11 protein-coding genes are annotated in these 12,007 nt (G+C 55.0%); 2 read left to right on the top strand and 9 right to left on the bottom strand.

The genetic code is table 11. The annotated features are described in order from the left end of the window. Positions 1–905 precede the first annotated feature (905 nt). The gene (locus BRW62_RS10405; protein WP_099799366.1) at positions 906–1,550 is read right to left on the bottom strand and encodes an ABC transporter ATP-binding protein; all 645 of its coding nucleotides are present in this window, start codon (positions 1,548–1,550) and stop codon (positions 906–908) included. A gap of 22 nt (positions 1,551–1,572) precedes the next feature. Between BRW62_RS10405 and BRW62_RS10410 the strand changes: the two genes are divergently transcribed. Then, the gene (locus BRW62_RS10410) at positions 1,573–2,466 is read left to right on the top strand and encodes a Sll0314/Alr1548 family TPR repeat-containing protein (protein WP_227517370.1); all 894 of its coding nucleotides are present in this window, start codon (positions 1,573–1,575) and stop codon (positions 2,464–2,466) included. An 18-nt stretch (positions 2,467–2,484) separates the two neighbouring features. Here BRW62_RS10410 and BRW62_RS10415 read toward each other — a convergent pair whose 3' ends face one another. The 7 genes from BRW62_RS10415 to radC form a co-directional block, all read right to left on the bottom strand. Further along, the gene (locus BRW62_RS10415; RefSeq protein ID WP_099799368.1) at positions 2,485–3,606 is read right to left on the bottom strand and encodes an ABC transporter permease; all 1,122 of its coding nucleotides are present in this window, start codon (positions 3,604–3,606) and stop codon (positions 2,485–2,487) included. A 78-nt stretch (positions 3,607–3,684) separates the two neighbouring features. Further along, positions 3,685–4,497 (bottom strand): septum site-determining protein MinC, encoded by an 813-nt coding sequence (gene minC / locus BRW62_RS10420; protein WP_099799369.1) that lies wholly within the window; start codon positions 4,495–4,497, stop codon positions 3,685–3,687. A 42-nt stretch (positions 4,498–4,539) separates the two neighbouring features. Beyond that, on the bottom strand, positions 4,540–5,322 hold the full coding sequence (locus BRW62_RS10425; RefSeq protein WP_099799370.1) for a nuclear transport factor 2 family protein: 783 nt from the start codon (positions 5,320–5,322) through the stop codon (positions 4,540–4,542). A 70-nt stretch (positions 5,323–5,392) separates the two neighbouring features. After that, on the bottom strand, positions 5,393–6,244 hold the full coding sequence (locus BRW62_RS10430; protein ID WP_099799927.1) for a Ycf66 family protein: 852 nt from the start codon (positions 6,242–6,244) through the stop codon (positions 5,393–5,395). A 125-nt stretch (positions 6,245–6,369) separates the two neighbouring features. Beyond that, positions 6,370–6,525: a photosystem II reaction center X protein gene (locus BRW62_RS10435; RefSeq protein ID WP_227517371.1), complete on the bottom strand. Its 156-nt coding sequence runs from the start codon at positions 6,523–6,525 to the stop codon at positions 6,370–6,372. A gap of 72 nt (positions 6,526–6,597) precedes the next feature. Then, entirely contained in the window at positions 6,598–7,605 is a 1,008-nt protein-coding gene (locus BRW62_RS10440; RefSeq protein ID WP_099799371.1) for a phosphodiester glycosidase family protein, read from the bottom strand. A gap of 100 nt (positions 7,606–7,705) precedes the next feature. Continuing rightward, entirely contained in the window at positions 7,706–8,452 is a 747-nt protein-coding gene (gene radC, locus BRW62_RS10445) for a RadC family protein (RefSeq protein WP_099799372.1), read from the bottom strand. Between the two features lie 335 nt (positions 8,453–8,787). Between radC and BRW62_RS10450 the strand changes: the two genes are divergently transcribed. Further along, the gene (locus BRW62_RS10450; RefSeq protein WP_099799373.1) at positions 8,788–10,605 is read left to right on the top strand and encodes an iron uptake porin; all 1,818 of its coding nucleotides are present in this window, start codon (positions 8,788–8,790) and stop codon (positions 10,603–10,605) included. Between the two features lie 69 nt (positions 10,606–10,674). Here the strand turns inward: BRW62_RS10450 and BRW62_RS10455 are convergent, their stop codons facing one another. Further along, a complete protein-coding gene (locus BRW62_RS10455) occupies positions 10,675–11,970 on the bottom strand; it encodes a glutamate-5-semialdehyde dehydrogenase (RefSeq protein WP_198406013.1) in 1,296 nt (431 codons plus the stop codon). Positions 11,971–12,007 lie beyond the last annotated feature (37 nt).

Below are 12,007 nucleotides of genomic sequence, written 5' to 3' on the forward strand. Positions count from 1 at the left end.
CTGTCTGCAACTGCTAGGAACATTTGCGTAACCTGCCTAACACAGAGAGTAGGGGCTTGCAACAGCACTTCAGTCATCTTGCCAGAGAACTAGAAGCCTACAGGACGGTTTACAAGCGCCCCGATGGCTTTAATCTCTAGTTCACATCGGGTAGGGCTGGAAGCCCCGTACTTCAGTACGGGGAGGAAAGCTCCTTTAGCAACTTTAGTTGCTTTAGGTTATAATTGTAGTGCGGACACCAGAAACAGCTGTTCAGGGCACTGGTAACGGTCGATTGGGGGTGCTGTAAACCACCCCAGAGGCTCGTGGTTGGCTTGCTAACTGCAGGGCTACTAAAAGCTCCCTGCTTTAGCTGGGAGTAGTTTACATCCACGTGATATAGCAATTTTAGCGGTAAGGCACACACACAGAAGGATAGCTTGGTAGCCCCGTACTTTAGTACGGGGTGGAAAAGCCCTCAAGCAACTTTAGTTGCTTTGGTATAATAGAACTACCTAAAGTTGGTGCAAAACCCGACAGGTAGTAGCCAGAAAACCCAAAAGTAAGCAGAACTTTGGGGCTTTGCCTCAAGGAACTGTGTAGGGGTGGTTTGCTCACGCCTTTACGAGTTCGTTTGTGAACTGCGTAAGAATCCCCCGACTTTAGTCGGTGGGAGTGTCAAACGATACGGATAGCGGTGGCTGCCCTACCAAGATTCATCGCAGTGCGCTGCCCATAGCCGTTGAGGCTTGGGGGTGCTGTTCGCGTAGCGTGCCGCAGGCATAGCAACGGGTGATTAGAGGGAGCAATGAAGGGCATCTAGGAAATAGGCAGACATGTCTTAGGCGATACTGGTTTGATGCTAAACATGACGTGGGCATTCAAGCTAGAACCAACTGCTGAGCAGGCTTCAGAGATTGAAGACACTAAAGCAACACAGGCGAACTGATGGGAACAAGGCAGCCGTCTTCAAGTTGCCAACAGCGATCGCTAATCTCCTGCAATTCCGTGGCCTCGTGGGTCACCACTAATAAGCTCCAATGCTCCTTGAGGCGGCACAGCACCTGTACCAGTTGCTGGCGCATTGACCAATCTAAGCCAGCGGTGGGTTCATCGAGCAGCAGCAGGTAGGGTTGGCGGATGAGTTGCACAGCGAGGGCAAGGCGGCGCTGTTGCCCCCCACTGAGAGACTCGGGGCGAGTGTGCAAGGGCAAGTGATCGAGGCCAACATCTGCAAGGGCGCGATACACGTTCTCATAGGGAATCTCGGGATGGCCAAAGCGGAGTTCTTCAAGAAGGGTGCTGCCGCAAAAATAGCGATCGGGGAACTGAAACACTAATCCTGCCAACTGCTGTAACTGCTCAGGCGTGAGTACCTGCTCGTGCCACTGAATCACCCCCCGACTTGGGTGGGCTAAGCCCGCTAAAATTTCTAGTAACGTGGTTTTGCCGGAACCACTCGAGCCGATAATGAGTCCTAATTCGCCCATGTCTAAGTCTAAGTTGACATCGCTTAAGATGGGCTGTGGTGTAGCCGCAGGATGATAGCTGAGATGGCGAATAGTAAACAAGATGCAGACTCCGGAGGGAATAATGGTACAACCAATACGCAAACAGCGGTTATGGCAACGTCTTGCTCTTTATCTTAGTGGGGCGATCGCCCCTTGGGTACTCAGTACAGCGGCGCTAGCTGGTGATCCGTTCCGCAGTGGCACTCAAGCACGCCCTATCTCCGAGCAAACCGAGGCGGTTTTTTTAGCCCTCTTCCGCGATGGCAACTATGTGAAAGGTAAAGAACTCTTGCCTGCTGCCCTTGAGCGCGATCGCCAAGAACCCCTCACCCTCGCCTTAGCCGCCACCATTGCCTACCTCAATGAGGATTGGGCTGCCTACAAGCGCTATGCCGAAGATACCCTGCGGGTTGCCCAAACCTTGACCAGTCGTGATCCACTGCGGGGCAATCTCTACCAAGCGGTGGGGCATTTTCTAATTGCTGGCTATGAAATTTCCGATGCCGGCTCGGGGCCGGTGCTGGGGGCTTCAGCCGCCCTGTTACGGGTGCAGCGGGTACTAGATCACATTAACCGTGCTCAGGCTGTTAACCCCCAAGACCCAGAGCTAAACCTCATCCGTGGCTTTATGGAATGGGGCATTGCCAGCAATGTGGGGTTTGTGAGTATGGATCGCGCCATTGAAACCCTACAAACCTATGCCGCTCCTTCCTATCTGCGGTATCGGGGGCTAGCACTAGTTTACCGCGATCGTCGTCAATGGTCAGCGGCCTTGGATGCGGTGAATCAGGCCTTGGCGGCAGCTCCCAACAACCCGGAACTGTTATATCTAAAGGCACAGATTTTGATGGCCAGCGGTGACACGACCCAAAGTCGGCACTACTTTCAGCAGGCACTGGCTAAAGAGCAACAGCTACCACGGGGAATCCGCGAAGAAATTCAGCGGCGCAGTCGGCGGGTGCTCCCCCAAGGCTGATCAGAGGAGATGGCGTGATTACTGATCCAGGGCATCTCTGAGGCCATCACCAACGAGGTTAAAGCAAAGAACGGTGATGATAATCAGGCTTGCGGGTGACCATACTAGCCACGGCTGTAACACCAAAATCGAGGCATTGGTTGCCAAGGAGAGCATATTTCCCCAGGAGGGATCCGGCTGCTGAATGCCTAAGCCAATTAAGCTCAGGACAGACTCAGCCACAATAAAACTGGGGATAGACAGGGTGGCAGCAATAATCACATAGGTGGCGGTCTGCGGGATAATGTGGCGAACAATAATGTAAAGCGATCGCCCGCCCATGACCTGAGCTGCTTGCACAAAGCCCATTGCTTTTAGCCCTAGTACCTGACCGCGAATCACCCGCGCTAGGCCAGCCCAGCTCACAAAGGAGGTGATAATGGTAATCAGTAAAAACCGCTCGGCGCTACTGAGTCCTGGGGGAAGCACGGCGGCCAAGGCCACCAGCAGATAGATCGTGGGTAAGGTCATCAGGACTTCCACGCCGCGCATCAGGATAGCATCTAACCAGCCACCAAAATACCCAGAGATTGCCCCGACTAAAATGCCGATGGGGAAGGCGATCGCCACCCCCACTAAACCAATACTGAGGCTGATGCGCGCCCCAAACAAAAGACGGCTGAACTGATCTCGCCCTTGGTCATCCGTGCCCAGAATATTCCAATAGCCAGCCCCGATCGTTCCAAACAAGTGGCGATCGCTAGGGAAGCCTGCAAAAATGGTACGCGGCTCAATGGCTGGATTGGTAAGGCTCCAGCGGGTAGGCAACGGCAGGGTCAGCTCTAAAAAGCGGTAGGGACTGCCCTTGACAAAGAGACGGATGGGGGAGGGGGCTTGTCGATCCACAATGAGGGGACGCTCTCCTGTTTCCAAACTGACAGGCCCCAAGCGGGTGGGATAGACGTGGGGACCGAGCCATTCCCCCGCCGGCGATCGCCAGTAAATTCGGGTCGGTGGCAAAAGGGCACCATCCTCTTGGAAGGCGTAGGGGTTATAGGGAGCAACAAAATCAGCGGCGATCGCTAACAGGTAAAACGCCACTAAAACCCCTAAGCCAAATATCACTAGGGGATTGCGGCGTAATGTTTGCCATGGAGTCATCCACACCTCCGAAACTCCCCAGACTTCACCTAGGGACTTCCCGCAAGGAATGTTATATATGGAGCCACTGCTTCCAGTTTAGCCTAGGTCTGTGGCATGGAATGCACTAGAGCGCAACATATGAAGGGCAGGGGCAATTTGAATCCCTTGGTCTGTTGCATAGGCCACTTCAGGATAGGGTGGACTGGGCGGCTCAGGGGTGCGCGCGACAAAGTCAGCAATCCGCAGCTGCGTTGCCGCCATCTCTAGGGTCATAATCCACGCCCTGCTATTTCCCTTTGCCCCCGCATGGGCAACCCCTCGCAGACGACCCCAGATAATAATATCACCCGCAGCAATTACACTCGCCCCCGCATTGACATCGCCAAGCACGATGACACTGGCACCGTGGCAAATTTCCATACCTGAGCGCAGAGTCGTTTTCAGGTAGAGGGGACTGACAGCAGCCTCCTCGTCAGTCGTTGCTGCAATTAGAGGGGGAACCGGCGGAGCGCCTTGCTGAACGCTGTAACCGAGGGTCGCCGCAGCGATCGCCGTTTGCCGCCGCTCTGTTATCACTTGCACCAGTTGCAAGCGCTTCTCCCCAAGAGCCTCCGCCAATTGTTGAATCTGGCTTTGATCCATCAGCCGCTGGCCACAGTGACACTCCACCGCTAGCATCCCAGCCCAGAGTGGTTCTTGGGAATCTAGGCGAATCTGGATCTGCGGCCATAGATCCACCCATTCCAAGTGAGCGGGTAACGTCATTTTCAAGCATTCTTGAGCGTACTCAAGGCCAATCTCAGGCAGTTGGGCTGGCTCGAGTCCCGCAAACGTGTCTGGAGTCTCGGTCAGATCCGGCACCACAGGCTCTTGGTGCTCAGGCGTTGGTGTGCTTGCAATCTCACTCATGAGATTCGCCGTCCGGTTCCGTCTTAGCAAGAGGCGTCGATATCAAGGATTGCCCACCCGCAACCGTTGCGTAATGAGTACCATGCCAGTGTCACGGATTAGAGCCACGGAAATCCAGCGATTGCCCGGCTGCTGAGGGGCGCGGCCAACTTTGAAAATTCCCCCCGCCGCCAGTAACTCAAGCTTGACTGGCCCAGGATTTGTGTAGGTTTGGGCATTAATGGGCTGATCGCTGGCAGCCCCCAGCAAAATGGCATTGCCGATAGGTTCCTGCACAATGGCATCGAGGGTAAAGTCTTCTCCGGGACGTACCTGCTGCGGTAGTGAAAACTGCACTGTGGGCGGCGTACTGCCAATGCTAATGGTGGTCTTTTCGCTGGTAATGTCTTGACGCAGGATTTTGCCATTTCGGATGGTCTGGGTGGCTTGGAGGGTGCCACGAATCGTTTGGGGGCGATCGCCAGAGCCGCCCTTGCCGTCAATAGTGGTGGTCACCTCCACAACCCAATCCTCTCCTTGCTGCTGCCAGCGATCCACACGGGTACTGTAGCGGATTTCAGCGTAGGGCTGCCAAAACAAAGGCAACTGCTGCCGCAAAATTTGAGCTGTTAGACCGTCTGGCGTACTGAAGCTCGGGTCATAAAAGGCCATCACCGCGTCAATATTTTTTTGACTGGCGGCACTATCTAGACCTGTCACCACCGCTTGCACACTCTCGGGAACAGCAGTAGTCGCCTGAGCAGTGGGTGCTGCCCAACTCTGGCTGTGCCCGGCACCGAGTAATACGGTCAACCCAATGAGTGGAACGAGTAAACCCCTGCGCATCCTTTACCGCCTTTATCAGTCATTTGCTCTACCCTACACAGAACTATCGTTGTTTGGCTCTAGCGTGGCGCTATTTATCGTCATCAAAATTAGCTGAGTTATCCTGCTCATCCACCGGGGGGCGATCGATGGGCTGGTAAGGCACGTACTCGCTACCGTCATTGGTTACGTCGGGACGCGGACGGGGAGGACGCCGCCGCCGTGGGCGATCGGTCGTTTCTGGGGAAGGGGTCGTGGGGGGGCGCTGACTTGGCGGACGAGATGGTGGACGGTAGGGTTCATCCACAATATCATCCACAGGGGAGATAGGGGGTGCAGGGCGGGGGCGACGGGAGGGGGGACGGCGCACCGATCGCTCTGGCGGTGAGGCAGGACGGGAGCTAGAACTACTGCGGCGCGAGGGCAACCGACCCACGGGTGGGCTATCGTCAAACTCGTCGTCCTCGTCGTAGCGAGAGCGAGCAGCGTCCCGGCTACCACGAATACGCCGAACAGGGGGATAGTCGTCTTCCTCCTCGTCATCGTAGGGTTCAAGCTCTTCTAATTCTGCCCGATAGCTGTAGCTACGACTCACTGGCCGTTCTTCATCCACGATGGGGGTGTTGCGCCGTGCCTGTTCCGTGGCAGCGCGCCGCAGGCGAATACTTTCGTAGGCAAAGAACGCAGCGGTTCCCGTGAGTAAAAATTGACCAAACAACAGAATGGGATCGAGCCGCCACCCCTGAAAAAAGAGAATGCCGCCACACAGCAACGCCACCGCAGCAAAGAAGATATCGTGATCCCGGGCTAACTCTGGCTGAATTGAGCGCAGGAAGTATAGGAGTGCCCCTGCAACTGCCAAACCGATGCCCAGAATGCCAGCAGGGCCGAGTCCAACATTAACAATTTGGCCAAGGAGCGGGGAAAAGAAAACGTGTGTCATTCCAGCCGGAGGGCGAAGGGGCAAGGTAGGGCACAGAGCCATAGCCTAATGATTAGACTATGACCCTTATTTTAACGAATAGCGCTAGGTATCTTGTGCGCGGCGCAGACGGCGCAATGTCTCGCCTAGGAGCGCTGGACTTTATCCACTTGGCTAAAAATCAATAGTGCACCAAAGGCAGCCCCCAGCACAATTGCCCCCGCCAACAGGCCAATGAAGAATCCTTTCAGCGAAGGGGTAATGGTCAACAACAATGAGTAAGCAGACAGCGAGTGCATCATGGCGTCCGATCCAATCCCTACGTCAAAGCAACATTAGGATTTTAACAAAATGTGGTTGGGATTCCTAAGGGGCTATACCCAATTGCGCCACGCCCGCAGCCGCACCATGATCTTGCTCCACCATCCCCGACTGCGCAGCCGCTCCCACAAGGAGATCACCGGCATCCCTTGGGCGTGGTTACGTGGCACCAGGCCAATGTTTGCGCCAGTGGGTCGTAGCGATCGCCCCATGACCATTGCCGCTTCCCGTGCCTGCTCCTGGGGGTTCACAAAGGAAAGAGTCGGTGCCGGTAGAACCCGAGCCAAGGCACAGAACCGATCGTTGGGATAGTTTTTGACGGCGCCTTCCACCACTAGCGTGGCTGACTCACCGCCATCCACCGCCGTGGCATCGGTGACCCCCTGCTGGAGTAAAAACTCCTGTAGTTGGAGGAACGAAAGCCCCACTGAGCCGCCATTTCCTCGACCATCACTGACAACAAAGACATATTCATTGCTGCGTCGTCCCAAAATGGCCTTGGGAGAGGTGCGATCGCTAGCATTTACCGGCAGTTTATTGCCCTGCTCTAAGAGCTGCTGGGAACCACTGACAACATTAAAGGGATTGCGGGGCAACTTCCCCCGATAGAATTCCATTCCCCCTGCGGCAGGAAAGTGAACAAGGGCTGGATAGCCGCCCTCGTAGGGACGTACCACCTTGCCATTGACCACATAGGCCCCCAAGACCCCTGCTGGAATACTCCCCCGTCCTGTCAAGCAGGTTTCGCGCAGAGCGCTATAGCCAATACCGTTAGGGGTTACCTGCCCCATTACCCACGCTTGATAGTCCCGCCATGAGCTGAGGGAACGAGTCTCCAGCCACCGAAAAAAGTTCGTGTTCATCGCCACTACTGCGCCAGTGCGCCGGGCAAAGGCAGCAGTGGTTTCGAGGGAGGTATCTTGGCGACCTGGGGTGGCTTCGGTCATGACCACCGCGTACTCAGCCATGGGGGCAGCCACCATATACACCTGTGTTTGATCCACCATGTGGGTGGAGTAGTGCACTGTTGCCAACACAGACACAAACGGGAGGCTGAGCATGGTGGTCTCCAGTGACAGGGCTACCCTAGCTGACGTAGGTTAGACGCTCTTGGTTCTACTCTACGCTCTTAGCAAATACAACAGCAAAGGGCGGATCCGCCTAGGGGGTATCCCCTTGGGGATATTGCTGCCACAATTGGGTGCTTTCTCGCAAGCTGTGGTAGTCACCATTCCCCAGAATCAGGTGATCCAGCACCGGAATCCCCATGAGTTGGCCTGCTTGCAACATCTGCTTCGTTAGCTCAAGATCTGCCTGACTTGCCTCTAGATTCCCAGAGGGATGGTTGTGCGCCATAATCAGCCGACTCGCATTACGGCGAACGGCCTCCCGAAAAATTTCGCGGGGATGGGCAAGGGTCTCGGTTGCCGTCCCGACACTGATCACATGACTGCCGAGCAGACGATGCCGCACGTCTAGCAAGAGCACAGCAAAGCGCTCCGTGGCCTGCCACATTAAGTCAGCACTAAGGACGGCAGCAGCCAGCGCCGGATCGTTAATCAGGGTTTGCTCACTAGGCCGCGATTGAAAGACGCGTTTTCCTAGCTCAACGGCGGCCAAAATGGTCGTTGCTTTGGCCGGGCCCACTCCAGGGATTGCCATGAGCTCTTCGGGGGTGATGTCCCGCAGCCCACTGACGGCATCGGTTCCTTCACTACTATTCTGCGCTAGGTGCTTGAGAATAAACTGCCCCAAGCCGATAGCAGAGAGTTTACCCGGACCTTGACCGGTGCCCAATAGAATGGCCAGCAATTCAGCGGAACTCAGGTGGCGAGAGCCATGACTCAAGAGTTTCTCGCGGGGGCGATCGCCCGTGGGTAGATCGGTAACACGCAATGAGTAGGACATCGCCAAGCGGGGTCAGCAACGGCAGTAAGAATTACTTCCCACAGCATACCAAGGGATGCCATGGGTGTGTCGCCTAATTGACTGGCACAAATAGATCAATAATTAGTTGACTTTTATTTGCATTTGATCAACACTAGGGACAGCAAAGAACAGAATTACTCTGTTTATCCTCAATGAACTTGCTGCGAATCATCTCCTTGCTTTCATTGGTCAAGGGGCAGTCTCTTGCTGCTGCCAACCTAGGGAGGCAGATACTGCCTGTTTGGCCAAAATCCCCTTAAAAAGTGTCTTTGAGGTTGCTAGATCCAACAAAATCATCAGTTGAGGAGTGAGTTATGGCACGACCGTTATGGGCTTGTCTAGGGCTGGCAGTGGTTCCAGTCAGTTGGACATTGCCCGCACTAGCTGCTAATAAATTGCAACACACTTTAGAAAGTGTGTCACCAAATTCAGCAGAATATTTTGAGACTAATAATCAACAGGTTCCTGAGCCTGTGACAGTGATTGCCCAAAATCGGCGCCCGGCGGCTCCCGTGCCCTCGGTGGCAGAGCTAGACTCTGGTGCAGTCCTTCCCACTCCATCGCAGCCTCAAGATCAGAGCCTTGGCATTCGCCGCAACTTACCCCAGGTGACCTCGGTCAACCAGTTGTCGGATGTGCGCCCGACCGACTGGGCCTATCAAGCCTTAGCCTCCTTGGTCGAAAAATACGGTTGCATTGCGGGCTATCCGGATGGCACCTTCCGTGGGAACCGCGCCGCCACCCGTTATGAACTAGCGGCTGCCTTAAACGCTTGCTTGGATGTAATCAGCGATCGCTTTGCGACGAAGGAAGACCTCGCCACCCTGCAAAAACTGATGCAGGAATTTGCCAACGAACTGGCGCTAGTGAAGGGTCGGGTCACCAACCTAGAAGGCCGGGTTGCCAACCTAGAGGCCACCCAGTTTGCCACGATGACGGTGCTGCGTAGTTCTGTGCTGGTCAGCGTGTCCGATGTTCTATCGGGGACTTTTGCCGTTCCTGCACCTCTGAGTGGCCCCAGCATCAATGACAATCCCGTTGTTACCTACCGCGCTCGTTTTAACTTTGATACGAGTTTTTCAGGGAAAGACGTGTTGCGGGTGCGACTTCAGGCAGCTAATATGCCAGCCTATCAGGCGGTTACTGGCACAAACATGGCGCGTCTAGCCTACGACACCAATACCGCAGGTGCCTTTCGCGTTGATGATCTCTATTACCGCACCCCCCTTGGCGATCGCCTCTTTCTGGCCTTTGATGCCAATGCGGGTAACTTTGATAAGAACGTGTTTGTCTTTAACCCGCTACTGCAATCCGATGAAACCGGTTCTCTGACGCGCTTTGGTCGTTTTAATCCCATTTATCGCATTGCGGGTGGTGGTGCGGGTCTGTCCCTGCGCTACAAAATTCTTGAAAATAAAGAGCGAGGAACGGGGATAGACTTTAACCTTAGCTACCAAGCCCCACGGGCTAATCTACCGTTTGATCGGTCGGTTAATCCTCCAGGCCCCAATAATGCCCTAGGTAATGACAATGGCTTCTTCAATGGTGCCTACGGTGCCCTAGCTCAGTTAGACCTGCGGCCAGCAAAAAATATGGCCTTTGGTTTCACCTATGTCCGATCCTTTGGCACAAACGTTGCTGGAGGCACGGGGAGCAGTGGCTTTGCTGGGTCTGCGGCCAACCCCACGGGGGTCAATGACCGCAATACTGCCGCCGATAGCTTTGGCTTTCAGTTCACCTATCGCCCCATCCAGAAATTTAATGTGGCTGGTTGGGTCGGGTACTCAGATGTGCGTATTGTGCAAAATCAGGCTGATTTTGTTGCAGGTGCCAGAAATGCGGAGGTGCTGAACTGGGCGGTTAGTGCTGCTGTGCCTGATCTGCTGAGCAAAGGGGATGTCTTGGGGATTATCTTTGGTCAGCCGCCGCAAACGATCAATGTCAGAAATACGTTTGGTGGGTTTGCCCCCTCGACGGCATTTAATTCCTACCACATTGAAGGGTTATACCGCTATCGGGTCTCGCCAAACATTGCTATTACCCCAGGGATCATTGCGTTGGTGAACCCCAACAGCAACAGCAACAATTCCCCCATCATCTTAGGGGTGGTGCGCACCACCTTTACCTTCTAAGGGTTCTCTAGCGAGAGTATCAGGAGCCTGTCCGCAAGGAGGCTCCTTTTTTCATAGTTATTTTTATAGTTAAAGGTCGCGGTGCTGAAAGGGTTTTGCGCCGTCACCGCTATAACTGGCAACGATATGGCCATCCCCCACCAGTTGATATTTATAGGTCACCAGACCCTCTAGACCCACAGGCCCACGGGGCGGCAGTTTATGGGTGCTAATCCCCACTTCAGCACCAAAGCCATAGCGAAATCCATCCGCAAAGCGGGTGGAGCAGTTATGAAACACATTAGCGGCATCCACATCCTGTAAAAAACGCTCGGCAGTGGCAGGGTTCTCGGTGACAATGGCTTCGGTGTGGCCAGAGCCATAGGTGGCAATGTGCTCGAGGGCGGCCTCTAGGTTAGCCACTACTTTAATGGCAAGGATGAGGTCGCAGTATTCCGTTGTCCAATCAGCTTCGCTGGCCAAGGTCATTGGCACAAGGTGGCAGGCAAGGGCATCGCCGCGCAATTCAACCCCCGCTTGGCTCAGGGCGGCGGCAACCTTGGGTAAAAATTCATCGGCAATACCACGATGCACCAGTAGGGTTTCAATGGCATTGCAGGCGGCGGGGTACTGGGTTTTGGCATCTACGGTGATGGCGATCGCCTTGTCGAGATCAGCGGCCACATCCACGTAAAGATGGCAGAGGCCATCGGCATGACCCAGGACGGGAATACGGGTATTGTTTTGAATGTAGCGGACAAACTCGTTCGACCCCCGCGGAATGATCAGATCGACCCACTCCTCCAACTGCAATAGCTCTGTGATCTCGGCGCGGCGCATTAACAGGGCGATCGCCCCGGCGGGTACCGCAGAGGTTGCCAATCCCTGCTGAATCGCCTGCATAATGGCTTGGCAGGAGCGGCTCGCCTCCTGACCCCCCTTGAGAATAGCGCCATTGCCCGATTTAATAGCCAGTGCGGCAATTTGCATCACCGCATCTGGGCGGGCTTCAAAGATTACCCCCAGCACACCGAGGGGGCAGGTAACCCGACTGAGAATGAGGCCATCATCTAACTGGCGATGCAGTTGCCGTTGCCCTAGGGGATCCGGCAGTGCCGCCACTTGGCGCACCCCGGCGATCGCGGCTGCCAATTTACTAGGACTGAGTTCTAAGCGCGCGTAAAGGGAGGGAGTTAGACCATTTGCTCGCGCCTGTTCGCAGTCAGTGCGGTTTGCCGCTAAAATCTCAGGGGTTGCGGCCTCCAGCGCCACCGCGACAGCTTCTAGCGCCTGATTCCGAGCCGCAGCATCAAGGCTTGCCAATAGGCGAGCGCATTCGTGAACCGCTTTCACCCGCTGGACAAGGGAAGATTCCGTAACTGGCATAGATGAAAAGAGCATGAGAACCGTCTAGAGGGATCCT

It is taken from the genome of Thermostichus lividus PCC 6715 (assembly GCF_002754935.1).
GTDB lineage: Bacteria > Cyanobacteriota > Cyanobacteriia > Thermosynechococcales > Thermosynechococcaceae > Thermosynechococcus > Thermosynechococcus lividus.